A 24,144-nucleotide genomic window follows, 5' to 3' on the forward strand; every position below is an offset into this window, starting at 1 on the left:
CGAATAATTTAAGCGCGATAAACCTTCACGTTCTCAAAACCTTGCTCACGCAGATACAGCGCCTGCAAACGGCTCATCACACCACGATCGCACCACAGCAAATAGTTTTTGCTCTGGTCCAAATCGCCGAATGCGGTGCTCAGTTTATAGAATGGCAGTGATGCCACTTCCACGCCTTCTGGCTTGAATGGCTTATCGTCTTGCTCGTCGATAGAACGGATATCCAGCAGCACGTCATTCGGGCCAAACGCATCAACGGTTTCAACTTCCGTTACCACTTCTTTGCTCTGATTGGCAATTTCACGGATATCGATGTTGGTGGCTTCTTCAATCACACGATCGAGGACAGAGAAGTCAAAGTTGGCTTCTTCTGCTTCAATCTTCGCCTTCACCGCTTTAACGGTTGGGCTCTTCGAGATAACACCACAGTATTCCGGCATGGTACGAGCGAAATCAGCGGTACCAATTTCACGTGCCAGATCGATGATGTGCTCTTTATCGTGAGAGATAAGCGGGCGCAAAATCAGCGTATCGGAAACATTGTCGATCAAACGCAGGTTGGTCAGCGTCTGGCTGGAAACCTGACCCAGTGCTTCACCAGTCACCAGCGCCTGCACGCCGTAGCGCTCTGCCACACGGGAAGCGGCACGTACGAACATACGTTTGAGCACCACGCCCATCTGGCCGTCTTCGACTTTCTCGAGGATTTCGCCAACAACAGGCTCAAAGTTGATCGCCACGAAACGCACACGGTGGGAGCTACCGAAACGGTTCCACAGATAATGCGCCACTTGTTTAACGCCGATTTCGTGCGCCGCACCACCGAGGTTAAAGAAGCAATAATGCACGCGGCAACCGCGACGCATCAGCATATAGCTGGAAACCCCGGAGTCGAAACCACCGGAAATCAGCGACAGCACATCTTCTTGCGTACCAATCGGGAAGCCGCCGATACCTTCGTAACGGCCTTTCACCAGCAGCAGGCGATCGTTTTCGATTTCCAGATTAACGGTCACTTCAGGCTTAGTCAGTTTTACGCGCGCTGATTCAATGTGCTGATTCAGGCCGCCGCCGACATAGCGTTCAACTTCAATCGAGCTAAACTCATGCTTACCACGACGTTTCACACGCACGCAGAAGGTTTTGCCCTCCAGTTGCTCGCGATAAAGTTCCAGCGCCTGTTCGAAGATATTGTGCAAATCGGTAAACGGCACATCTTCAACTTCCAGAATGTGGTGAATACCAGGAATGCGGGTCAATGCTTCACGAATGGCGATGCGCTGATTTTCATCTTTAGCGCGAACTTCAATGTTGTCCCAGTGGCGAACAACCGCCAGATCTTCATCGTAGTGTTTTAAAACGTTGCGAATGTTCCCGGTGAGCATCTTAATAAAGCGTATGCGCACAGATTGACTCTTGATTGTGATTTCCGGGAACAATTTAATGATAAACTTCATGGCGGCTATGATTCGTTGATGAGCCAGGCACGGTAAACCATGCGGGCTGGAAGACTTAAAGAACTGCAACGGCGAGTTGCCGCTGCATCCGAGGCGCGCAAGTATATCACTAACATCTGCTAACCAACATGCTCATGGTTACTTGCTTGTCAGTTTCCGCTACCATTGCAGAGTCGCAAAAATTATTAGAGTCAGACATTCACTATGCCGAAAAAAACCGAAGTCCCGGCCAGTTTTGAAACTGCGCTTGTGGAGCTTGAGCAGATTGTTACTCGTCTTGAAAGCGGAGATTTAGCGCTCGAAGAGGCGTTAAATGAATTTGAACGTGGCGTGCAACTGGCGCGTCAGGGTCAAGTGAAACTGCAACAGGCAGAGCAACGCGTACAAATCCTGCTAAACGATAGCGAAGACGCCCCACTCAAGCCTTTTACCCCGGATAACGAGTAAATGGATTTTAACCATCAGTTGCAGGCCCACGCCGAGCGGGCCAACGATGCGCTGCTGCGTTTTCTGGCACCGCTACCGTTTCAGAACACTCCTCTGGTTGAGGCTATGCACTATGGCGCACTATTTGGTGGCAAGAGACTGCGCCCTTTCCTGGTTTATGCGACCGGGGAAATGTTCGGCATAGCGCAAGAGACGCTGGATGCACCTGCTGCGGCAATCGAATGTATCCATGCTTATTCATTGATTCATGATGATTTACCTGCCATGGACGACGACGATTTACGTCGTGGGCAGCCGACCTGTCACATTAAGTTCGGTGAAGCCAGTGCCATTTTGGCCGGAGACGCCCTACAAACGTTGGCGTTTTCTATACTCAGTGATGCACCTATGACTGGCGTGGCGATTGCCGACAGGCTGGCAATGGTAAAAGAACTGGCAACAGCCAGTGGCGTTGCGGGAATGTGCGGTGGCCAGGCACTGGATCTGGAAGCGGAAGGTAAGCATGTAGATTTGCAAAGCCTTGAGCGCATTCATCGCCATAAAACAGGTGCGCTAATTCGTGCCGCCGTTCGTCTGGGTGCATTGAGCGCAGGTGATGCAGGCCGTAACGCCCTGCCGTTGCTTGACCGTTACGCTGAAAGCATCGGGCTGGCATTCCAGGTTCAGGACGATATCCTCGACGTTATTGGTGATACCGCTACACTGGGTAAACGCCAGGGCGCCGACCAGCATCTGGGTAAAAGTACCTATCCGGCCTTGTTGGGGCTTGAAAATGCCAAAACTAAAGCTTGGGATCTCTACCAGGATTCTCTCAGGGCGTTGGAAGGCCTGGCTCGCCAGTCGTTAGACACTACCGCACTGGAAGCGTTAGCGAGCTATATAATCCAACGTGATAAATAATTATTAACTTACCCTTTGGCATTCGGGCGCAGGCTTGAAGGATGAAGAGTAAACACCACGATGAGTTTCTAATGAGTTTTGATATTGCCAAATACCCGACCCTCGCACTGGTGGAATCAGCCCCTGAGCTACGCCTGTTGCCAAAAGATAGCTTGCCGAAACTGTGTGACGAGCTGCGTCGTTACCTGCTCGATAGCGTAAGTCGCTCCAGTGGGCACTTTGCCTCTGGCCTTGGCACGGTTGAACTGACCGTAGCGCTTCACTATGTGTATAACACTCCGTTCGACCAGTTAATCTGGGATGTCGGTCATCAGGCTTATCCGCATAAAATCATTACGGGTCGTCGTGACAAAATTGGCACTATCCGCCAGAAAGGTGGTTTGCATCCGTTCCCGTGGCGCGCCGAGAGCGAATATGACGTATTGAGCGTGGGCCACTCATCCACCTCAATCAGTGCGGGAATTGGTATCGCAGTAGCCGCAGGAAAAGAAGGCAAAGACCGCCGCACAGTTTGTGTGATTGGCGATGGCGCAATCACTGCGGGTATGGCGTTTGAAGCGATGAACCATGCGGGCGACATTCGCCCAAATATGCTCGTTATTCTCAACGACAATGAAATGTCGATTTCCGAGAACGTCGGTGCGCTCAATAACCACCTCGCACAACTGCTTTCGGGCAAACTCTATTCATCGCTGCGTGAAGGCGGCAAGAAAGTTTTCTCTGGCGTACCGCCGATTAAAGAGCTGCTCAAACGTACCGAAGAGCACCTGAAAGGTATGGTGGTTCCGGGCACGTTGTTTGAAGAATTGGGCTTTAACTATATTGGCCCGGTTGATGGACACGATGTGGTCGGCCTGGTGAACACGCTCAAAAACATGCGCGACCTGAACGGCCCGCAGTTCCTGCACATCATGACTAAAAAAGGTCGTGGTTACGCGCCTGCTGAAAAAGACCCAATCAGCTTCCATGCGGTGCCTAAATTTGACCCGCAAAGCGGCACGTTGCCCAAAGCTGCGGGCGGCCTGCCAAGCTATTCGAAAATCTTTGGTAACTGGTTATGCGAAACCGCAGCCAAAGACGACAAACTGATGGCAGTCACGCCTGCGATGCGTGAAGGCTCGGGCATGGTGGAGTTTTCACGCCAGTATCCGTCGCAGTATTTTGATGTTGCTATTGCTGAACAGCACGCCGTGACATTTGCGGCAGGCCTCGCTATTGGCGGTTACAAACCGGTTGTCGCCATTTACTCGACCTTCCTGCAACGCGCGTACGATCAAGTAATCCACGACGTCGCCATCCAAAAATTGCCGGTGTTATTTGCCATCGACCGTGCGGGGATTGTTGGTGCTGACGGGCAAACCCACCAGGGCGCGTTCGACATCTCCTTCCTGCGCTGCATTCCGGAAATGGTCATCATGACCCCAAGTGATGAAAACGAATGCCGCCAAATGCTGCACACCGGTTATCACTACAACGCTGGCCCATCTGCCGTGCGTTATCCGCGTGGCAACGGTACTGGCGCGCAATTGCAGCCGCTGGAATCATTACCAATCGGTAAAGGTGTGAAGAAACGCGCTGGTGAGAAAGTCGCGCTGCTGAACTTCGGCACGCTGCTGCCAGAAGCTGAAGCCGTTGCGCAGTCTCTTAACGCGACGCTGGTCGATATGCGTTTTGTGAAACCACTGGATGAAGCGCTGATTCTTGAGCTGGCCGCCAGCCATGAATCGTTAGTGACCATTGAAGAGAATGCCATTATCGGCGGTGCGGGTAGCGGTGTGAATGAAGTGCTGATGGCAAAACGCAAAGTGGTTCCGGTTCTCAATCTCGGTCTGCCGGATTACTTTATCCCGCAAGGCACCCAGGAAGAAGCGCGTGCGGCTATCGGCCTGGATGCTCCGGGCATGGAAGCGAAGATTCGCGACTGGCTTAAATAATCCCCTCCTCCACTCCTGCTATGCTTAAAGAACCTGAATAGCCGGAGTGGAACCATGCAATACAACACGTTAGGAAAAACAGACCTCAGGGTTTCCCGTCTTTGCCTGGGTTGCATGACCTTTGGAGAGCCAGACCGTGGCAATCACGCCTGGACGCTTCCCGAAGAGAGCAGCCGCCTCATCATCAAACACGCCATCGATAACGGCATTAATTTCTTTGATACCGCCAACAGCTATTCCGACGGTAGCAGCGAAGAGATTGTCGGGCGCGCCCTTAAAGATTTCATGCGTCGTGAAGATGCGGTTCTCGCTACCAAAGTCTATTTCCCGGTGGGTGATTTAACCGAAGGTCTTTCCCGTGCGCAGATACTGCGTTCAATCGATGACAGCCTGCGCCGCCTCGGCACCGATTACGTCGATCTGCTACAAATCCATCGCTGGGATTACAACACGCCAATCGAAGAGACACTCGAGGCGCTCAATGACGTGGTGAAAGCGGGTAAGGCGCGTTATATCGGCGCGTCGTCGATGCACAGTTCGCAACTCGCACAGGCGCTGACCTTGCAGGATCAACACGGCTGGGCGCGTTTCGCTACCATGCAGGATCACTACAATCTGATCTATCGTGAAGAAGAGCTGGATATGCTGCCGCTATGCTACGAGCAAGGGATAGCGGTGATCCCGTGGAGCCCACTGGCGCGAGGCAAACTCACCCGTCCGTGGGGCGATACTACCGCACGTTCAGTATCCGATGAAGTGGGTAAAAACCTATACGACGGCAGTAAAGACAACGATGCGATGATTGCCGAACGACTGGCAAATGTGGCTGACGATAAAGGCGTGTCGCGGGCGCAAGTTGCGCTGGCGTGGCTGCTGAGTAAACCGGGCATTGCGGCACCGATTATTGGCGTTTCGCGTGAGCATCAACTGGATGATTTGCTTGGCGCGGTAGATTTAACGCTGAAGCCGGAAGAGATTGCCGAGCTGGAAACGGTTTATCAGCCGCATGAAAGGGCTGGATTTAAGTAACGCCCTCACCCTGGCAATTTTGTCAGGGTGAGTTCTGCAAGCCTTGCTGATTTTCCGTTCACCCGTGCGTTCAGTTATCTCTTTAATGCCCGAAAACGGTGAACGTGCCAGGTGGATAACGACATCCCCCTGGCGACCCCGTCGCCCGGTCATTAAATTGCCGCTGCGCGGTAAACCCCAGCTTATCCCCAACATCAGGGTCGTTCGCGACTCGTTCCCGACGATCGCTCTCTTTCGCTGCTCCCGGCAGCTCAACCCTGATTTATGGGGAACACTGGGGCAATTTATACCGGGAACAAGGTCAAAACCGGCTCGGTGTGGTCTTTCGGTTTTGACGTTGACCTTTGGTTCCGGCTTCAATCGCCTCCATTTTGACTCCAGGTGGCCGGGTCCAGCCGTCGGGAACGGCTGGAGGGCGCGATCGTCTGGAACGAATCGCAACCGACCCGGACACGGAGGCAAAATGGAGGTTTACCGCTTGCGGCGATTGATTTGCCGGGAGTCCGGGTTCTTAGGGTGGCGACGGTGGCCACCCTAAGTCGTTCACCGGTTCAGTGGCTATATGAAACACTGAACACCAGGTGAACGGAACTGTCTCGCGACTCACAGAGATGTGACTAAGAGACAATACAGGAGAGGGAATAGTCGGTTTCTCCCTCGCCATCAGGGAGAGGGGCGATTAATCTAGAACAACCCAATCGGCCAGTGGTGCCCAATCAGGTAAATAATCCCCGCGGAGAAAACGCCCGCGACAATATCATCCACCATAATCCCCATTCCGCCGTGAACGTTACGGTCGAACCAACGGATTGGCCATGGTTTCCAGATATCGAGAATACGGAACACCACAAACCCTGCGGCTACCCAGCGCCAGTCGTTGATGGGCAGCGCCATCAGCGTAATCCACATGCCGATGAACTCATCCCACACGATACTGCCGTGGTCATGAACGCCCATGTCGCGTGCGGTCTGGTGGCAAAGATAAACGCCGATACAAATACCGAGCATGATGACCATGGAGTAAACCTGCCACGGCAGGAAGGTCATCAGGTACCAGAACGGGATCGCTGCAAGCGACCCCGCCGTTCCCGGCATAATCGGGCTTAAACCACTACCAAAACCGGTAGCCAGTAAATGCCAGGGATTGCTGAGCTTGAGACGGCTTTTTGCCACATCTTTAGAGCGACGCAAAGTGGTCATATCCTTTTAAGTTCAACGTTACAGGTTTGCCGTTCTGCAAGAATTGTAGCCCTTCGGACTCAGGCCCAACCTGGCCGATGCAAGTAAATGGAATCCCAAGATTGCCAATAGCAACATCCAGCGCGCCACGATTGAGTTCCGGCACCGTAAAGCACAGCTCGTAATCTTCTCCGCCAGAAAGCGCCCATTGCAGGGCCTGCTCGGCGCTGACGTTTGCTTTTACGGCGTCCGAATATGGCAGAGCGTCGAGATCGATACGCGCTCCGCATTCGCTGGCTTTAAGGATATGACCCAAATCGGAAATTAGCCCGTCGGAAAGATCAATCGCGCTGCTCGCTAAATCACGTAATGCCTGACCATGAAGGATTCGCGGCGCCGGTCGCAAATGGCGTTTTTTCAGATACGCAGATTGTGTGGCATCTTTAACGGCTAAACGATCCTGCAAAATAGCCAGACCTGCCGCGCTATCGCCAGGTGTGCCGGTGACATAAATCCAGTCGCCAGGGCGCGCTCCGCTACGTTTAAGCGCACGCCCCACCGGCACAAGGCCGTGGATACCCAGCGTCATCGCGAGCGGACCACGGGTGGTATCACCGCCGATGAGCTGCATATCGTAGTATTCGAGTTGTTCAAACAGACTATCGCTGAAGGCTTCAAGCCAGCTTTCATCGACTTCAGGAAGGGTAATAGCCAGCGTCAGCCAGGCCGGATCGGCGCCCATAGCAGCCAAATCGCTTAGATTAACCGCCAGAGCTTTGTAGCCCAAATCGCGAGGATCGATATCCGGCAGGAAGTGGATACCTGAGACAAGCGTATCGGTGCTTATCGCTAAAAGTTGCTTCTCGGCTACCGTCAGCAATGCACAATCATCGCCGATTCCGGTTTCCACATCGCGACGGGAACTGCTTACGCGATCAAAATAACGGGCAATTAAGGAAAACTCACCGCATGCCATTCGTTACGCCTCTGAATATACCCGTCATACTGCAAGCTGCGGGGTTGTTCGCTGCAACTCGAATACTAACGGATATAGAATAAAAAAAGGCCGGGTATTCAATATTCTTTAGGCTACAGCGTTGTTAGCTGTAGCTCAAAAACTCATGAATAATCACCGGCCAGAAGATTACTTTTTGCGGGGACGAATCTGTGGAGCAGCCTTATCAAGCACACCATTTACGAACTTGTGGCTATCTTCGGCACCGAAGGTTTTCGCAAGATCAATGGCTTCGTTGATTGCCACTTTGTATGGCACGTCATCACGCTTAGCCAATTCAAACAGTGCAATACGCAGAACCGCTTTTTCTACCTGACCCAACTCTTCGAGTTGACGGGACAGGTAAGGCTTCATGAGCCCATCCAGATACGCGCTGTTAGTAGCCACCCCGATCAACAGCTCGCGGAAGTAGACAACGTCAACGTCTTTGACGTCCTGTTCCGCCAGGAACTGGTATTCGACATCAGCGATGTCATTTCGAGATAACTGCCAGGAGTATAGCGCCTGAACGGCACACTCACGGGCACGGCGACGAGCAGCAGGTTTCACAGATTTCCCCTTACAAAAAATCAGGCCTTGATGGCTTTCAATACATTAATCATTTCAAGCGCGGTCAGTGCAGCTTCTGCACCCTTGTTACCGGCTTTTGTGCCAGCGCGTTCGATGGCTTGTTCAATACTTTCGGTGGTCAGCACGCCAAAGGCGACTGGAATACCACTTTCCTGCGCAACATGTGCCAGGCCATTGCTGGCACCACCAGCAACATATTCAAAGTGAGCTGTGCCGCCACGGATAACCGTACCCAGCGCAATCACCGCGTCATAATTACCGGTTTTCGCCAGTGCATCTGCCGCCAGTGGCAACTCGTAAGCACCCGGAACCCAGACCACGGTGATATTTTCATCCTTAACCTGGCCGATACGTTTCAGGGCGTCAAGCGCACCATCCAGCAGGCTGTCATTGATGAAGTTGTTAAAACGCGCGATGGTGATGGCGACGCGAGCGTCTGGAGTAGCAACGGCTGCTTCAATGATGTTCATATTCTTCCTTTACGGTTCTGTTTAGCCCCGTTAGGGGGGCGGATTTTATCATAAACTTTTCGTGCCCGCTTACGTTTTACTAGCGACTGTATCGCGGCGTCAAATGCAGGCACAAATCAGGGCCGACCTGACGGACTTCACTAAAGCTAAATTCTGGCGCATCGGCTAATTTTTCAAGCCCTGGCAGGTTACATAAGCCACGTGCGTCGTTACCTAATAATTTCGGTGCTACATACACAATCAACTCATCAACCAGACCGGCTTGAAGTAATGCCCCACCAAGTGTTGCGCCCGCTTCTACCCAAATGGAATTCACCTGGCGTTTGCCCAGTAACATCATCATGACGACCAAATCGAGATGACCGTTATGCTCTGGCACGATAAATTGCTCAACACCATCAGGCCATATTTGCTCATCCGCTTTACAACGTGCAAGCCAGGTTTCGCCTGCCTGAGCGACAATTTTGTGTTGCGGCGTCACGAGATTTTCACGATCGAGAATAATGCGCGTTGGCTGGCGTAAGTTTTCTTCGGCGTAAACTGCCTGAGTCGCGCTGTCTAATTCATTCCAACGCACAGTTAAAGACGGATCGTCAGCCAACACCGTTGCACTGCTGCTTAGAATCGCTGCACTTTGCGCACGCAAGCGCTGCACATCACGGCGTGACGCAGGCGAAGTGATCCACTGACTTTCACCACTTGCCATTGCGGTGCGTCCGTCCAGCGACGCGCCGAGTTTAAGTTGGATATATGGAAAGCCAGTGCGCATACGCTTCAGGAAGCCACGATTAATTACCTCAGCTTCGTTCATCATCAAACCATGGCTGACTTCAATGCCAGCTTCTTTCAGGCGGTACAAACCACGCCCGGCAACTTGTGGATTCGGGTCTTGCATCGCGGCAACCACACGCGAAACACCAGCCGCAATTAACGCATCGCAACATGGAGGTGTGCGACCGTGGTGACTGCAAGGCTCCAGCGTGACATACGCTGTTGCACCTTGTGCTTTGTCACCTGCCATCTGCAATGCGTGAACTTCTGCATGAGGTTCGCCCGCACGAAAATGGAAACCTTCACCGACGATTTCGCCATCTTTGGCGATCACGCAACCGACATTTGGGTTCGGCATGGTGGTGAAACTCCCGCGCTTTGCCAGTTGCAGCGCACGAGCCATAAACTTTTCATCAAGCGACATCAGCATTAATCCTGTAAACGGGCAATTTCTTCGCCAAACTCGCGGATATCTTCAAAGCTGCGATAAACCGAAGCAAAGCGGATATACGCCACTTTATCGAGTTTCTTAAGCTGTTCCATAACCAGATTGCCGATCATTTTGCTGGGTACTTCACGCTCGCCCGTGCCACGCAATTGGGATTTGATATGGTTTACTGCCATTTCAACGTCGTCAGAGCTCACTGGGCGTTTTTCCAGTGCTTTTAGAATACCGCTACGTAGCTTGTCTTCATTAAACGGTTCGCGAACATCATTACTTTTCACGACACGTGGCATCACTAGTTCCGCCACTTCAAAAGTTGTGAAGCGTTCATGACAAACCAGGCATTGACGGCGGCGACGCACGGATGACCCTTCGCCGACAAGCCGGGAATCAATCACTTTGGTGTCTACTGCGAAACAGAATGGGCAATGCATGGCGCGTCCTGAAGGATTATTTAAATGAACAATAGTTTACCGCGAAGTAGCGGGAGTACAAAGGTAACGCCACATCATCCCAACAAATATGACTTTTCATGAGCGACAAGCTACGCTTAAATCAGGATAAAACTTCAAGGAAAAATTAGAGATGACAAAGAGTTACCTAAGAATCCTCCTGGTTACCAGCCTGGTGAGTCTCAGCGCCTGTGCCCAACAAACTGAAGTGCGCCAAATGAAGAGTGAAGTAGGCTCATTGAATAAAGAAATGACAAAGCTCACTGACCAGACAATCAAGTTGACGCAACAAAATGCGCTGAATGCGAAATCAACGACTGGCGTCTACTTGTTACCAGGTTCTAAAACCCCGGCACGCCTGAATAGTCAGTTAGGCAATTTGCAAATGTCGCTGAGCAGCATGACTCCAGAAGCAAATGGCACCCGTGCGATACTCGTTATCAAAGGCGAGTCTAACGATCCTCTGCCCGCTTTTACCGGCAAGGTAGAATGGGGACAAAATCAGGGCACCACGGATAACTACCAGGAAGTGAACGTCCAGTCGCAGCAATTCAGTGCGCCAGCTAGCGTGTTAGCACCGAGCGATGTCAGTATTCCATTGTTGCTTTCAGGTCTTTCGCCGGAACAATTAGGTTTTGTGAGAATTCACGATATACAACCAGTCGACCCTTCTCAGGCACTACCAGCCCAATAATAGATAATTGCCCTCGCACTTGCGGGGGTAACCCTCAGTAACATCTGTGTTTTTTGTTACAACTAAACAAATGAAACACGATCAATACCTTTCACTTTAGTGAATAAATCTAGTGATCTTAATCACATATACCTGTAACAGCGGACCAGCTATTTGCTTAAATTTCAGAAGCAGGTAGAATCTCGCCCGTTTTTAATGTGCGCAATTGAGAACGCAATCGATTACGTACTTAACGATAATGTGAAATGAAACATATTTTTGTGAGCAGGGATTTCTATAATAGGCGCGTCAATAAAAAGCCAAGTTAATGGTTGATGACCTTAGGTGATAAAACACCTCCTGCCCTCACGGGATCCATGTAAAAAACAGTGGCATATAAAATGAAAAAAATTATTTTGGCGGCTAGCACCGTCCTGGCGCTTTCAAGCTCTTTCACGGCTCAGGCTGAAGAAACAAAAAATACCGAATACCTCTCTGATTGGTGGCACCAAAGCGTTAACGTTGTGGGCAGCTACCACACCCGTTTCGGGCCACAAATCCGTAACGATACCTACCTGGAATATGAAGCTTTCGCTAAGAAAGACTGGTTCGACTTCTATGGTTACATGGATGCACCAGTCTTCTTCGGTGGTAACACTGACGCAAAAGGTATCTGGAACCACGGTTCTCCGCTGTTTATGGAAATCGAACCGCGTTTCTCTATCGATAAACTGACTGGCACTGACCTGAGCTTCGGTCCGTTCAAAGAGTGGTATGTTGCAAACAACTATATCTACGATATGGGTCGCAACAAAGATGGCCGCCAGAGCACCTGGTACATGGGTCTGGGTACCGACATCGATACTGGCCTGCCAATGAGCCTGTCAATGAACGTGTACGCTAAATACCAATGGCAGAACTATGGCGCATCCAACGAAAACGAGTGGGATGGCTACCGCTTCAAAGTGAAATACTTTGTACCGATTACTTCCCTGTGGGGCGGTAACCTGAGCTACATCGGTTTCACCAACTTCGACTGGGGCTCCGATCTGGGTGATGACAATTTCCTCGACCAGAAAGGCAAACAAGCTCGCACCAGCAACTCTATCGCTTCCAGCCATGTTCTTTCTCTGAACTACGATCACTTCCACTATGCAGTTGTTGCCCGTTACTGGCACAACGGTGGCCAGTGGAACGATGACGCAGATCTTAGCTTTATGAATGAGAACGTGCGCTCTACTGGTTGGGGTGGTTACTTAGTGGTTGGTTACAACTTCTAATAGCTGTCTGAATCTTTAAAAAGCCGACCCGCTAATTGCCGGTCGGCTTTTTTTGTTTCTGGAAGAGAACCTTCAATTTGCTGCAACTCAATAAAATGGTTTAGAGAACGGTCGGAACGCTCTGAGAAGTACAATCCTGTAGTTTTGACCGACAAGCAGCGATCCAGATCCACTCGAAAACTCCGATAAACTAGTCCCTCCTGAGAGCATACTGTCAGCAGACTTTTATACTGGCGAAAAAAAACCGCAGCACCATGGCCGCGGTTTTTGATATCAGCAAATACCCTGACTATTAAGGCAGAATCGACGGTTGATCCGCACCTTCTTTCTCTACTTTCTGCTGCAACATGTGCTCACGCTTCATGCCCAGTTTCAACGCCAGTGCAGACGCCACGTAGATAGAAGAAACAGTACCGATTGAAACACCAATAAGCATGGTCAGTGAGAAGCCTTTCAGCATCGCACCACCAAACAGATAGAGCATCAGAATCACGACTAAGGTAGTACCGGATGTAATCAACGTACGATGCAGTGTCTGCGTCAAAGAAACGTTGAAGATTTCGTAAGGTGTTCCGCGACGAATCTTACGGAAGTTTTCACGAATACGGTCAGATACTACGATACTGTCATTCAGTGAGTAACCGATAACCGACATCAAAGATGCAACGATTGTCAGGTCAATCTCAATGTGGAATAACGACAACACGCCCAGCGTAATCACCACGTCGTGCATCAACGCGATAACCACACCCGCAGCCAGACGCCACTCAAAGCGGAAGCCTACATAAACCAGAATAGAGATCAGTGCCGCTAACAGCGCCAGAGCACCATTCTGCGCCAAATCCGCACCCACGCTTGGGCCGACGAATTCGATGCGTTTTACACCGGCATTCTGGTTAGTCGCTTCGTTAATCACCTGAACAACTTTGCTGCCCAGCACTTGCCCGCCGGTTTCCCCTTGAGCAGGTGGCATACGCACCATAATATCGCGGCTGCTACCAAAGTTCTGAACCAGCGGCTCAGCAAAGCCAGCCTTCTGTAGTGCTTCGCGCATCTGGTCTAAATCCGCTGGTTTTTCCAGCGAGATTTCGATAACCGTACCGCCAGTGAAATCCAGACCCCAGTTAAAACCTTTCACGCCGATAATCACGACAGAAAGGATTAGCAGGAAACCGGAGATACCGAAAGCCCAGAAATCCCAGCGCATAAAGTCATGGACTCTACGGCCGTAGTTCAATTGTTCAACAGTATATTCCTGTGCCACAACGCACTCCTCAGATAGACAGCTTGTTGACGCGTTTGCCGCCGTACAACAGGTTTACGATGGCACGGGTACCGACGATAGCAGTAAACATGGACGTCGCCACACCAATACCGGTCGTGATCGCAAAGCCTTTAATTGCCCCGGTGCCTACGGCATACAGGATGATGACCTTGATAAGCGTCGTGATGTTAGCATCGAAAATAGAGCTGAACGCGCCCTGGTAGCCCTCGTGGATAGCCTGTTGTACCGAACGTCCGTTACTAAGTTCTTCCTTAATACGTTCGTTTATCAGTACGTTGGCATCGACGGCGACGGCAAGGGTTAACACGATCCCCGCAATCCCTGGCATGGTGAGCGTTGCCCCCGGCAGCAGGGACATAATCCCAACAATCATTACCAGGTTAACCAACAGTGCAGAGGTCGCAATCAGGCCAAACTTCTTATAGAAGAACAGCATAAAGATGATTGAAACGGCCAGACCTGCCAGACACGCTTCCAGACCTTGCTTGATGTTTTCCATACCCAAAGTTGGGCCGATGGTACGTTCTTCAACAATCTGAATTGGTGCAATCAATGCACCCGCACGCAACAGCAAAGAAAGCTGGCGCGCTTCATTTGGATTGCTAATACCGGTGATACGGAAGCTGTTACCCAGACGCGACTGAATGTTCGCCACGTTAATAACTTCTTCTTGTTTCGCCAGAATCGCACGACCTGTTGAATCTTTCTTACCGCTGTCTTTGTACTCCACAAACAGGGTTGCCATCGGTTTACCGATGTTGTCCTTGGTGAAGTTAGACATGATGTTACCGCCAGCGCTATCGAGTGAAATATTCACCTGAGCCTGGTTGTATTCATCGGTGCTGGAAGTGGAGTCAGTGATATGGTCACCGGTCAGAATCACACGTTTGTACAGGACAACCGGTTGACCTTCACGGGTCTGTTTCACTTCGGAATCACCCGGTACACGGCCAGAAGCCGCAGCGGAAGCATCCACATTAGTGTTGACCAGACGGAATTCAAGCGTTGCAGTCGCGCCAAGAATCTCTTTCGCACGCGCAGTATCCTGAATACCTGGCAGTTCAACAACAATACGATCCGCACCCTGACGCTGTACCAATGGTTCAGCAACACCCAGTTGGTTTACACGGTTACGCAGGATATTGATGTTCTGTTGAACGGCATACTCACGCGCTTCACTCAGGCGAGCATCTGTCATTACAGCGCGCATTGCGTTGCTGCCTTGAGCAGAAATCACCAGATCACGATGGCGTGGAGTTAAATAGGAGATAGCTTGATCACGCGTTTGGCTGTCACGGAAAACAACATTGACGCCATAGTTATCGGCTTTACGCACGTTGGTGTACGCAATGCTCTTATCGCGAAGATCGCTACGCAGGTTATCAATGGTTTGTTCCTGCAACTTGCTCAGCGCGGTATCCATGTCCACTTCCATCAGGAAGTGCACGCCACCACGAAGATCCAGACCGAGTTTCATCGGTTCTGCGGAAATAGCGGATAACCAGCGAGGAGTGGCCGCAGCTAAGTTAAGTGCCACAACGTACTTATCGCCAAGGACGCTCATCAGAGCCTCACGAGCACGAAGCTGTGTATCAGTGGTGTCAAAGCGTGCAAGAATCGCACCCTCTTCCAGGGCCACAGACTTAGCGGGGATTTTTTCTGCGTTTAAGGTGTTCTGGACCTGGATCAGCGTTTGCTCACTGGCGGCGACGCCGCGCGCGCCAGTGATCTGAACTGCCGGATCCTCACCATATAGGTTGGGAAGTGCGTATAGCAGACCGACGATAAACACGACGATCAGCATGATGTACTTCCACAAAGGATAGCGGTTTAGCACGGTAGTTCCCTTAGGGAAAAACGAATATTACAGCGCCTTCATAGTGCCTTTCGGCAGAACGGCAGCTACGAAATCACGCTTGATAACCACTTCAGTGGTGTCGTTCAACGCGATAGAGATATAGCCAGTTTCAGCTACTTTCACTACGCGACCAACCAGACCACCAGTAGTCAGCACTTCATCCCCTTTAGAGATGGAGTCCATCAGCTTTTTATGCTCTTTGGTACGTTTTTGCTGTGGGCGCAAGATCATGAAATAGAAGATCAGACCAAATACCACCAGCATAAGAATCAAAGAGTACGGGCTACCCTGCGCCGGAGCACCTGTTGCAGCAACCGCATCAGAAATGATAAAGCTCATTAAAAATCCCTCATTATTAAATTAATCAACATTCAAAGGTGGAACTGGTTTACCGATTCGCTCGTAAAAATCACTTACGAACTGCTCTAATTTACCCTCTTCAATGGCCTTGCGTAAACCTGCCATTAAACGCTGGTAATAGCGCAAGTTATGAATCGTGTTGAGGCGTGCACCGAGTATTTCGTTGCAACGGTCAAGATGATACAAGTAGGCACGTGAATAATTGCGACACGTATAGCAATCACACTCAGCATCCAACGTCGAAGTGTCATCTTTATGCTTCGCATTACGGATTTTCACCACGCCATCAGTGACGAAGAGATGACCATTACGTGCGTTACGGGTTGGCATCACGCAGTCGAACATATCAATACCGCGACGAACACCTTCAACCAAGTCTTCCGGCTTCCCTACGCCCATCAGGTAACGTGGCTTGTCAGCAGGAATTTGCGGACAAACATGTTCCAGAATACGGTGCATGTCTTCCTTCGGTTCACCTACAGCCAGGCCGCCGACAGCGTAGCCATCAAAGCCAATCTCTACCAGACCTTTTACCGAGATATCTCGTAAATCTTCGTAAACACTGCCCTGAATAATACCGAACAGCGCATTTTTATTCTCAAGAGAATCAAAGCGATCGCGACTACGCTGTGCCCAACGCAAAGACATCTCCATTGAACGCTTAGCGTAATCCCAGTCAGCTGGATACGGGGTACATTCATCGAAGATCATTACGATATCGGAGCCAAGATCGTATTGAATTTCCATCGATTTTTCTGGATCGAGGAAAATTGCATCGCCGTTGATTGGGTTGCGGAAGTGCACACCAGCTTCGGTAATCTTACGGATGTCACCAAGGCTGAAGACCTGGAAACCGCCGGAGTCAGTCAGGATTGGACCTTTCCACTGCATAAAATCATGTAAGTCACCGTGCAACTTCATGATTTCCTGGCCAGGACGCAACCACAGGTGGAAGGTGTTACCCAGAATAATTTGCGCGCCAGTGGCTTCAACTTCTTCCGGCGTCATCCCTTTCACGGTGCCGTAAGTGCCAACAGGCATGAACGCAGGCGTTTCTACAACGCCACGGTCGAACACCAGGCGGCCACGACGAGCGCGTCCGTCGGTAGTATCTAATTCAAATTTCACATTTCCTCCAGCATCAGAGAAACAGTCTGATGGTTAAGACAAAACGCCGTCGGAGTAACCGGCGGCGTAGAATTTAGTGATTACGCGCCTGGGCGCTCATCAATAGCCTGCGGATTGTACGTGATGAACATGGCATCCCCGTAACTAAAAAAGCGATATTCGGAACTTACGGCTTCTTTATAGGCGTTCATGGTGTTTTTATAACCAGCAAACGCGGAAACCAGCATGATCAGAGTCGATTCCGGCAGGTGGAAATTGGTCACCAGCGCATCAATCACTTTGTATTGATAACCTGGGTAGATGAAAATTTGTGTATCGCCAAAGAAAGGTTCGATCAGGTCATTTTTTGCAGCCTGTGCCGCGCTTTCAAGCGAACGAACTGATGTCGTGCCAACCGCGATAACGCGATTACCACGTGCTTTACAGGCTAATACGGCATCAACAACATCTTGTGGCACTTCCGCATATTCGGAATGCATGATGTGATCTTCGATGCTATCAACGCGCACTGGCTGGAATGTCCCGGCGCCTACGTGCAGCGTGACAAACGCTTGTTCAATACCCTTGCTGCGCAGTGCTTCCAGTAACGGCTCATCAAAGTGCAGACCCGCAGTCGGAGCCGCAACAGCACCTGGTTTCTGGCTATATACCGTCTGGTACAGCTCGCGGTCAGACTCTTCATCCGGACGGTCAATATACGGTGGCAACGGCATATGGCCGATACTGTTTAAAATATCGAGCACGCTGCGTTCATCTTCAAACTGCACTTCGAACAGCGCATCGTGGCGCGCAACCATCGTGGCATGTACGCTTTCATCATCGCCCAACAACAACTCAGCACCCGGTTTCGGTGCTTTAGAAGCACGGATATGCGCCAGAATACGTTTGTCATCAAGCATGCGCTCGACCAGCACTTCAATCTTACCGCCGCTCGCTTTACGACCAAAAAGACGCGCCGGGATTACGCGGGTATTGTTAAAGACCAGCAAATCTCCAGGGTTGAGCTTATCGAGCAAATCGGTGAAAGTGCCATGCGTTAAATTACCCGTCGGCCCTTCCAGCGACAGCAAACGACACCCACTACGCTGTGCTTGTGGATAATGAGCAATCAAGGATTCAGGTAATTCAAAGGAAAAATCGGCAACGCGCATGGTTTAGAACTCAAGACTTAAAAAGTGGCGCTACAGTCTAGTGCCAGGGGACTTTCCCTGCAAGGAATAAGCCGCCCTTACGCTATTTACGAATAAGGTTACTATGAATTTTCTCGCCCATTTACATCTCGCAAGCCTTGCTGACAGCTCACTTCTGGGTAATTTGCTGGCTGATTTCGTACGTGGCAACCCGGATGAAAGTTTTCCAGGCGATGTGGTGGCAGGCATCCGAATGCATCGTCGTGTGGATGTTCTGACCGACGGTTTACCGGAAGTGGCGATTGCACGTCAATGGTTCCGTCCTCAAACGCGCCGTGTCGCACCGATTACGCTGGATGTTATGTGGGATCATTTCGTTTCACGCCATTGGCAAACGCTAAGCCCGGATATCCCGCTACCAGAGTTTATCTCCAGCGCCCGCGCCAATATTGAACCGTTCTTATCGGACACCCCACCGCGCTTTATCAATCTGAATCAATATCTGTGGGAAGAGCGCTGGATGGAGCGTTATAGCGACATGGCATTTATTGCTAATGTTCTCAATGGCATGGCTAGTCGTAGACCAAAACTAGATGCTTTGCGAGCTTCCTGGCAAGATCTTGATGCTCACTATGGTGAGCTTGAAGAGCTGTTCTGGCAGTTTTACCCACGCATGATGGCGATGGCCGAGCAAAAGAATTTGTAGCCTGTCGCAGCCTCACGATTAAATTCTTGCCCTTTTACAAAAAAGGGCTATTTTGGATCGCCGCTGTGCCAATATTCATTTTTTGATAGGTAAATCCTATCTGATTAATCGGCGCAGTGTGCTTGAGTTAGAGGGATTGCCACCCCTATACTCCCCCCGTTGCGTTAACACTCACTTTAACAAAATTAACAGGAGTACATATGGTCCTGGTTACTCGTCCAGCCCCTGACTTTACAGCTGCAGCCGTTCTCGGTAGCGGTGAAATCGTTGAAAACTTCAACTTCAAAGCACACACCAATGGTAAAACCACCGTTGTGTTCTTCTGGCCAATGGACTTCACTTTCGTTTGCCCGTCTGAGCTGATTGCTTTTGACAAGCGTTACGAAGAATTCCAGAAACGTGGCGTAGAAGTCGTTGGTGTATCTTTTGACTCCGAATTCGTTCACAACGCATGGCGTAAAACCCCTGTTGAAAACGGCGGCATCGGTGAAGTGAAATACGCGATGGTTGCTGACATTAAGCGTGAAATTCAGAAAGCTTATGGCATCGAACATCCAGACGCAGGCGTTGCTCTGCGTGGTTCTTTCCTGATCGACAAAAACGGTATCGTGCGTCACCAGGTTGTTAACGACCTGCCGCTGGGCCGTAACGTTGATGAAATGCTGCGTATGGTTGATGCGCTGCAATTCCACGAAGAGCACGGCGAAGTGTGCCCAGCTCAGTGGGAAAAAGGTAAAGAAGGCATGAACGCGTCTCCAGACGGCGTTGCTAAATACCTGAGCGAAAACGTTTCTAGCCTGTAATAGCTAAACGTTTTTGACGAGAAAGGCCGCGCAAGCGGCCTTTTTTATTACTAATCGACCCTTACTCTTTCTTTTCGCTGCGCACTTCGCGCCAGAGTTTCATCGCCATCCACAGCAATACCGCCACGCCAAGTATCAATACGCCCCAAATCAGCACTGTCTGCCACTGGCTTTTCCGCTCAACGGGAGAAACCGCATTCAAGCGTGCCTCACCGCCTAAGGTGATTTGTTCTTGCGCCTGCGCCGAGGCGAAAGTCTCAAGCCCCGTTTCTTTGCGGAGTTCCGGTGGAATGAGCATCCCGATGTCCAGCGCAGCACTTTTTGCCGTTCTATTGCCCCATGCCAGAGTAAATGGCGCGGTACCCTGAGCGTTAAAGATCAGAATCTGGCTCTCCCGTTTGCCGGTAATTTCAGGAAGCGATTCAGGAAGGCGCGCGTTAAGCGTTGTTATTTTTACCGCCTGAACAGGTTCATTCGGCATAATAATCGGCGCAGATGCTTTACCATTTAGCTGATAGATAACCTGTTTCGCGAGCGGATGCCACTCATCACTTTCTGCACGACGCCAGGCCATTTCAATCGGTAACACCCCATCTTCGTGAAGGGTAATCTCCAGTGAAGTCAGCGGCTGCGGGTGCGACCAGTGCCACACCGCTTCAGTCAGAGAAGTTTTACTCGCCGTGGCGGTCAGACTGATACGTTCCTGCGTTGGTGACTCATGCTCTCTTACAGCATTGACACCGGTTAGCTGAACCGAATGCGGCTGAGCGTCAAACACCAGCAACAAATAACGCAGCTTATTTGGCGTCATCGTTACATTTATGTCCAGTTTATCGAGGGTGAGCCTGTCGCTCCCACTGCTTAAGTCCATCAGCGGTGCGCCGTCGGAAAGCTGATTCCATTCCCGAAGGTCATAGCTGTAATAGAGCGAAACTTTACCTTGCCAGTTTTCTGCTGGCTTATCCCACATAAGTTGCAACTGGGAAATATTGAGGGGTTGCTGCTGATTTTCTGGAAGCGTCAGCAAATAACTTTGCCCCATGCTTTTAACATTTTCACCTTCCAGCCGGATCTCAATCCCATTTTTTGAACGCAGGATAACCGACTCCGAACGTACGCCCGCTTGCTGGTTGGCTCGGGTATCCGCAGAAGAGTCCAGCGTGAAAATACGCAAAGCAACCGGTTCAGAAACCACAGCCGAAGAGGTTTGCGCCTCAAGACTAAACGGAACGGCTTCACCCTGATGGTTAAAAACGCGCACATCGCGCAGGTCTGGCCAGACGCTTTGTTGATAGACATTGATTGGTAATTCAACACGATACCAGGGAGATGGCGCAGCCAGGTACAACTCGCTGCCATAGGCATAATCCTGTGGTGTCTGTGCTATTTCTTCCACGGCCAAAACGGGAAGTGCGGCGCATAACATTGCCCCGAGCATAAATCCTTTATTCCATTTCATTCCTCTTCTCCCTTTTTCAGCGCCAGCCCTGCCTTTGGTGGCAGAGGCGAGAAATAGCCCACAATCAATACCAGCACAGCCACGCCAATAAAGGCAATCGCCCGTGCCAGCCCGCCGCCTCTGGCGCTGTCTACCAGCATCAATTTTACAATCACAATTCCCAGCAGAACGGCCCCTGCTACCCATACCTGCCGTGAACCCCGGCGTGTTGCGTAGAGCATGGTGACCAATGCCCCCAACATCCAGAAAAGGGCAAAGCTGGTTTGCACCAAACGCGATTGCCACAGGCTTTCAACATACCAGGCAATATCGCCATAAGCCGCAAGTGCGCGTAGCAAAAGCCCATTTCCCCACCAGAACACCAGCCCTGCCATCACCATCAGCAGATACTGCCGACGTACTGCCCACGCAGGGACTTGCTGGAAAAGGTGACGTGCATAGCAGAACACAGCAAGTATCGCGAAACCGGCACCTTCCTCGAGTGGATTGACCAGCGGAATATAACGATGCTGGAAGACCACACCATCCAACAAATTGCCAAACACCAGCAGTAAAACCAGGATTGGCAGCACAGGAGCGACGCCCAACACATTGTAAACCACCGGCCAGTTTCTAAATGGCCATACATTACGTTTCGCGCCAGCCTGAACCAGCAAGATAATTATTGCCCCAAAGGCCATCGTCAATCCGGCTCGCCACGCCTCCATTCCCCAGCCCAGCGATTCGATAAACCAGTAATATTCCATCCCCAACGCCATCAATATCAGCCAGAAAAGGGATAAATGTAGCCCCTGAGAAATTTTTACAGGCTCCCTGTCACCTTCTTTCCACAGCATCAATACTGCCGATGGGAATGCGACGCACCAGGCAAGGTTTTTCCAGTCAAGGCTAAACAGATGTTGCTGTTCAGCCAATTGATAGCTCAGTCCCAGCAGGATTGCTGGCCACAAGAGCCATTGCGCCCATTTCATCTCCGGCCATGCCAGATTCATACTGCCGTAGCGCCATAACCAAACTGACAGGCCGACTAAGGCAAGCACGCCAAACCCGGCTGCCGGTTGAGTGTGGAACGCCAGCAACGAACCTCCGCTGAGCGCGACACACCAGAAAATTATCCCACCGGCGAGCAAAGCATGACTGATATAGGCCTGGATACCACGCCATAGCCACGCGGCAGCAAGCCAGGTCGCGCTCAAAATGGCAAAGATCATTAATGTTGAAAGGGGTCTCACATCGTCAATGCAAGCCCACATCGCGCTGAGCCACGCCAAGACCAGTAAACCGGTGCCGCTGTAACTCATACGGCGCTGATGTTGTTGAACACCCAGCCACAATATTCCCAACCCTTCCAGAGCCCAGGCCATTGATGTCCAACGAGCAGAGAGTGCCAGAGGGATAGCCAGCGTGGCGAAAGCCCCTCCCAAGGCAAGAGCCGCCAGAACCAAAGGTTTTCCTGCTGAAGGATAGCGTTTGAGTACCATCCAGCCGAGCATCAAGTAAGCGCCACCATAACTGAGTGCACTTAACGCCGGTCCCCAGACGAAGTGCTGTGTAATGGCATACTGCATGCCAAACCCCACCAGCGGCGGGGCAAACAGCAGTACCCCGTCGATAATGCGCGCCCCTTTATTTTGCGCACGCAACGATAAGGCCACGCTCAAGACACCAAACAATAAAATGTTCGCGATCAGAAATAGCTGGCAGCTCAGGTAAAACGCTGGCTGGTAGTCCTGCATTCCACAAATTCCGCCAATACCAAAAGTGAAGAGCATTCCCAATAGATTGAGTTCACGCCAGTGCTGCCAGGCACTGATCGCCAGAATCCCACCAGAGAGCAACAAATAGAACGAGAAGAGAGCGACATGACTGCCTCCCCCGGTAGAAAGCAGTATCGGAGCCAGGTAACCGCCAAGGCTTGCAAGCATTGCCAGGCTCAATGCCCGCTGCAATACAGCCAGCGCAACACTTGCCGCACAGACCAGAATCAGTAACGCAAAAGCCAGCCCCATCGGCAGCATTTGCCACAACCGGAAAGCGCCAAAGATGGTCAAATAGAGCGTGCCTGTTGCCCCACCCTGTAGGATAAGCGCGTAAACCGGCTGTTTATGCCTAAGCCGCCAGCCAAATACCAGCAACACCAAAGCACCCAGCGCCACCGTTATCACCCGCAGTTCGAGTGGGAAAAGCGAGCGTTCAACGGTGTAGCGCAGCAGAAACGAAAACCCAAGAAATAGCAGGATAATACCCAGCTTTGCCAGTGGATTTCCGCGCATAAACCAACGCACCAGCGATGTCACCACGCCGCTAAGCAATTTGTCTTGTTCCGCAGGTGCCGTGTTTGTATCTACTTTTTCGTAAACTCGCTCAACCGAAGTTGAATTGTTGGCCCAGAGGTTTGCTACCACTGGGGCCGCAACATTTTGCGGCACATTTTCTGCGACAAACTCATCAGCGGCAATTTGAGAAGGTACCTGAGATGGCGGTGACGAAACCACTCCCTCCTCAACACTCAATGGCGAAGACGGCGATTCAGTACGATTTTGCTCGAGGGTTTCAATACGCTTTCTGAGCAATATTATTTCATCGCGCGCCTGCCCGCTTCGGCGCCATGCCCCAATAGCCAGAATGGGCGCAATCACCAAAACTAAAAATAGAACTATACCCGCAAGAATTATTAAATCGTCCATGTCATGACCTTCATCCAGGAAGAGGCATATTGTTTAACTTTGGCACACTAAATATCGGTACACCATTTACGACTGACAAACGGCAAAAAATAGGAATTTGTCCTGA

The 24,144-nt window shown here is 50.9% G+C and carries 23 protein-coding genes; 8 read left to right on the forward strand and 15 right to left on the reverse strand.

Annotated features, from left to right (window positions below):
• Positions 1–8: 8 nt before the first annotated feature.
• Positions 9–1,457 (reverse strand): tRNA uracil 4-sulfurtransferase ThiI, encoded by a 1,449-nt coding sequence (gene thiI / locus LVQ76_RS02450; RefSeq protein ID WP_232864100.1) that lies wholly within the window; start codon positions 1,455–1,457, stop codon positions 9–11.
• 204 nt (positions 1,458–1,661) lie between these two features.
• Here thiI and xseB point away from each other — a divergent pair, with 204 nt between their 5' ends.
• From xseB to LVQ76_RS02470, 4 genes are all read left to right on the forward strand, one after another.
• A complete protein-coding gene (xseB, locus tag LVQ76_RS02455; RefSeq protein WP_034493701.1) occupies positions 1,662–1,904 on the forward strand; it encodes an exodeoxyribonuclease VII small subunit in 243 nt (80 codons plus the stop codon).
• Positions 1,905–2,804, forward strand: coding sequence for a (2E,6E)-farnesyl diphosphate synthase (ispA, locus tag LVQ76_RS02460; protein WP_232864099.1), 900 nt, complete (start codon positions 1,905–1,907; stop codon positions 2,802–2,804).
• A 71-nt stretch (positions 2,805–2,875) separates the two neighbouring features.
• Positions 2,876–4,738 carry a 1-deoxy-D-xylulose-5-phosphate synthase gene (dxs, locus tag LVQ76_RS02465; protein ID WP_232864280.1) on the forward strand — a complete coding sequence of 621 codons (1,863 nt, stop codon included), beginning with the start codon at positions 2,876–2,878 and terminating at the stop codon, positions 4,736–4,738.
• A gap of 54 nt (positions 4,739–4,792) precedes the next feature.
• Positions 4,793–5,767, forward strand: a complete 975-nt coding sequence (locus LVQ76_RS02470) for an aldo/keto reductase (protein ID WP_232920876.1) — start codon at positions 4,793–4,795, stop codon at positions 5,765–5,767.
• A 684-nt stretch (positions 5,768–6,451) separates the two neighbouring features.
• Here the strand turns inward: LVQ76_RS02470 and pgpA are convergent.
• From pgpA to nrdR, 6 genes are all read right to left on the reverse strand, one after another.
• Positions 6,452–6,967: a phosphatidylglycerophosphatase A gene (gene pgpA / locus LVQ76_RS02475; RefSeq protein WP_151995538.1), complete on the reverse strand. Its 516-nt coding sequence runs from the start codon at positions 6,965–6,967 to the stop codon at positions 6,452–6,454.
• Complete coding sequence (gene thiL, locus LVQ76_RS02480) at positions 6,945–7,922, reverse strand: thiamine-phosphate kinase (protein WP_232920877.1); 978 nt, start codon at positions 7,920–7,922, stop codon at positions 6,945–6,947. The genes pgpA and thiL overlap by 23 nt, the downstream gene beginning before the upstream one ends.
• 168 nt (positions 7,923–8,090) lie before the next feature.
• Positions 8,091–8,510, reverse strand: coding sequence for a transcription antitermination factor NusB (gene nusB, locus LVQ76_RS02485; protein WP_232864096.1), 420 nt, complete (start codon positions 8,508–8,510; stop codon positions 8,091–8,093).
• A gap of 20 nt (positions 8,511–8,530) precedes the next feature.
• A complete protein-coding gene (ribH, locus tag LVQ76_RS02490; protein ID WP_034457942.1) occupies positions 8,531–9,001 on the reverse strand; it encodes a 6,7-dimethyl-8-ribityllumazine synthase in 471 nt (156 codons plus the stop codon).
• Between the two features lie 79 nt (positions 9,002–9,080).
• Positions 9,081–10,196 (reverse strand): bifunctional diaminohydroxyphosphoribosylaminopyrimidine deaminase/5-amino-6-(5-phosphoribosylamino)uracil reductase RibD, encoded by a 1,116-nt coding sequence (gene ribD / locus LVQ76_RS02495; protein WP_232920878.1) that lies wholly within the window; start codon positions 10,194–10,196, stop codon positions 9,081–9,083.
• A 5-nt stretch (positions 10,197–10,201) separates the two neighbouring features.
• On the reverse strand, positions 10,202–10,651 hold the full coding sequence (nrdR, locus tag LVQ76_RS02500) for a transcriptional regulator NrdR (RefSeq protein WP_064516598.1): 450 nt from the start codon (positions 10,649–10,651) through the stop codon (positions 10,202–10,204).
• 151 nt (positions 10,652–10,802) lie between these two features.
• Here nrdR and LVQ76_RS02505 point away from each other — a divergent pair, with 151 nt between their 5' ends.
• Positions 10,803–11,363, forward strand: a complete 561-nt coding sequence (locus LVQ76_RS02505; protein WP_232920879.1) for a SadB/YajI family lipoprotein — start codon at positions 10,803–10,805, stop codon at positions 11,361–11,363.
• 380 nt (positions 11,364–11,743) lie between these two features.
• Entirely contained in the window at positions 11,744–12,622 is an 879-nt protein-coding gene (locus LVQ76_RS02510) for a nucleoside-specific channel-forming protein Tsx (RefSeq protein ID WP_151995542.1), read from the forward strand.
• Here the strand turns inward: LVQ76_RS02510 and LVQ76_RS02515 are convergent.
• The 6 genes from LVQ76_RS02515 to queA all read right to left on the reverse strand — a co-directional run bounded on the left by LVQ76_RS02515 (position 12,619) and on the right by queA (position 18,404).
• Positions 12,619–12,795, reverse strand: coding sequence for a hypothetical protein (locus LVQ76_RS02515; protein WP_232920880.1), 177 nt, complete (start codon positions 12,793–12,795; stop codon positions 12,619–12,621). The genes LVQ76_RS02510 and LVQ76_RS02515 overlap by 4 nt on opposite strands.
• 119 nt (positions 12,796–12,914) lie before the next feature.
• Positions 12,915–13,886, reverse strand: a complete 972-nt coding sequence (secF, locus tag LVQ76_RS02520; protein WP_120066277.1) for a protein translocase subunit SecF — start codon at positions 13,884–13,886, stop codon at positions 12,915–12,917.
• 10 nt (positions 13,887–13,896) lie between these two features.
• Positions 13,897–15,744 (reverse strand): protein translocase subunit SecD, encoded by a 1,848-nt coding sequence (gene secD / locus LVQ76_RS02525; protein WP_151995543.1) that lies wholly within the window; start codon positions 15,742–15,744, stop codon positions 13,897–13,899.
• Between the two features lie 27 nt (positions 15,745–15,771).
• Complete coding sequence (gene yajC, locus LVQ76_RS02530) at positions 15,772–16,104, reverse strand: preprotein translocase subunit YajC (protein WP_034457929.1); 333 nt, start codon at positions 16,102–16,104, stop codon at positions 15,772–15,774.
• Positions 16,105–16,125: 21 nt separating this feature from the next.
• The gene (gene tgt / locus LVQ76_RS02535) at positions 16,126–17,253 is read right to left on the reverse strand and encodes a tRNA guanosine(34) transglycosylase Tgt (RefSeq protein ID WP_232864091.1); all 1,128 of its coding nucleotides are present in this window, start codon (positions 17,251–17,253) and stop codon (positions 16,126–16,128) included.
• An 80-nt stretch (positions 17,254–17,333) separates the two neighbouring features.
• Complete coding sequence (queA, locus tag LVQ76_RS02540) at positions 17,334–18,404, reverse strand: tRNA preQ1(34) S-adenosylmethionine ribosyltransferase-isomerase QueA (RefSeq protein ID WP_034457925.1); 1,071 nt, start codon at positions 18,402–18,404, stop codon at positions 17,334–17,336.
• A 103-nt stretch (positions 18,405–18,507) separates the two neighbouring features.
• On the opposite strand from queA, the gene acpH reads away from it, so the two are divergent.
• Together acpH and LVQ76_RS02550 are read left to right on the forward strand one after the other, a co-directional pair.
• Positions 18,508–19,089, forward strand: a complete 582-nt coding sequence (gene acpH, locus LVQ76_RS02545) for an ACP phosphodiesterase (RefSeq protein ID WP_232920881.1) — start codon at positions 18,508–18,510, stop codon at positions 19,087–19,089.
• Between the two features lie 200 nt (positions 19,090–19,289).
• Positions 19,290–19,892: a peroxiredoxin C gene (locus tag LVQ76_RS02550; RefSeq protein WP_034457921.1), complete on the forward strand. Its 603-nt coding sequence runs from the start codon at positions 19,290–19,292 to the stop codon at positions 19,890–19,892.
• 61 nt (positions 19,893–19,953) lie between these two features.
• On the opposite strand, the gene LVQ76_RS02555 is transcribed toward LVQ76_RS02550, so the two are convergent.
• Positions 19,954–21,351, reverse strand: coding sequence for a DUF3999 domain-containing protein (locus LVQ76_RS02555; RefSeq protein WP_232920882.1), 1,398 nt, complete (start codon positions 21,349–21,351; stop codon positions 19,954–19,956).
• Complete coding sequence (locus LVQ76_RS02560; RefSeq protein WP_232920883.1) at positions 21,348–24,038, reverse strand: DUF2339 domain-containing protein; 2,691 nt, start codon at positions 24,036–24,038, stop codon at positions 21,348–21,350. Before LVQ76_RS02560 ends, LVQ76_RS02555 begins: the two co-directional genes overlap by 4 nt.
• Positions 24,039–24,144: the final 106 nt, after the last annotated feature.

This window comes from Buttiauxella cochleicola (assembly GCF_021283185.1).
Taxonomy (GTDB): Bacteria; Pseudomonadota; Gammaproteobacteria; order Enterobacterales; family Enterobacteriaceae; genus Buttiauxella; species Buttiauxella massiliensis.

What these genes read in the sequence shown, in the direction of transcription:
- thiI (WP_232864100.1), bottom strand. Translation starts at nt 1,457, where the DNA reads ATGAAGTTTATCATTAAATTGTTCCCGGAAATCACAATCAAGAGTCAA.
- xseB (WP_034493701.1), top strand. Translation starts at nt 1,662, where the DNA reads ATGCCGAAAAAAACCGAAGTCCCGGCCAGTTTTGAAACTGCGCTTGTG.
- ispA (WP_232864099.1), top strand. Translation starts at nt 1,905, where the DNA reads ATGGATTTTAACCATCAGTTGCAGGCCCACGCCGAGCGGGCCAACGAT.
- dxs (WP_232864280.1), top strand. Translation starts at nt 2,876, where the DNA reads ATGAGTTTTGATATTGCCAAATACCCGACCCTCGCACTGGTGGAATCA.
- LVQ76_RS02470 (WP_232920876.1), top strand. Translation starts at nt 4,793, where the DNA reads ATGCAATACAACACGTTAGGAAAAACAGACCTCAGGGTTTCCCGTCTT.
- pgpA (WP_151995538.1), bottom strand. Translation starts at nt 6,967, where the DNA reads ATGACCACTTTGCGTCGCTCTAAAGATGTGGCAAAAAGCCGTCTCAAG.
- thiL (WP_232920877.1), bottom strand. Translation starts at nt 7,922, where the DNA reads ATGGCATGCGGTGAGTTTTCCTTAATTGCCCGTTATTTTGATCGCGTA.
- ribH (WP_034457942.1), bottom strand. Translation starts at nt 9,001, where the DNA reads ATGAACATCATTGAAGCAGCCGTTGCTACTCCAGACGCTCGCGTCGCC.
- ribD (WP_232920878.1), bottom strand. Translation starts at nt 10,196, where the DNA reads ATGTCGCTTGATGAAAAGTTTATGGCTCGTGCGCTGCAACTGGCAAAG.
- nrdR (WP_064516598.1), bottom strand. Translation starts at nt 10,651, where the DNA reads ATGCATTGCCCATTCTGTTTCGCAGTAGACACCAAAGTGATTGATTCC.
- LVQ76_RS02505 (WP_232920879.1), top strand. Translation starts at nt 10,803, where the DNA reads ATGACAAAGAGTTACCTAAGAATCCTCCTGGTTACCAGCCTGGTGAGT.
- LVQ76_RS02510 (WP_151995542.1), top strand. Translation starts at nt 11,744, where the DNA reads ATGAAAAAAATTATTTTGGCGGCTAGCACCGTCCTGGCGCTTTCAAGC.
- yajC (WP_034457929.1), bottom strand. Translation starts at nt 16,104, where the DNA reads ATGAGCTTTATCATTTCTGATGCGGTTGCTGCAACAGGTGCTCCGGCG.
- queA (WP_034457925.1), bottom strand. Translation starts at nt 18,404, where the DNA reads ATGCGCGTTGCCGATTTTTCCTTTGAATTACCTGAATCCTTGATTGCT.
- acpH (WP_232920881.1), top strand. Translation starts at nt 18,508, where the DNA reads ATGAATTTTCTCGCCCATTTACATCTCGCAAGCCTTGCTGACAGCTCA.
- LVQ76_RS02550 (WP_034457921.1), top strand. Translation starts at nt 19,290, where the DNA reads ATGGTCCTGGTTACTCGTCCAGCCCCTGACTTTACAGCTGCAGCCGTT.
- LVQ76_RS02555 (WP_232920882.1), bottom strand. Translation starts at nt 21,351, where the DNA reads ATGAAATGGAATAAAGGATTTATGCTCGGGGCAATGTTATGCGCCGCA.
- LVQ76_RS02560 (WP_232920883.1), bottom strand. Translation starts at nt 24,038, where the DNA reads ATGGACGATTTAATAATTCTTGCGGGTATAGTTCTATTTTTAGTTTTG.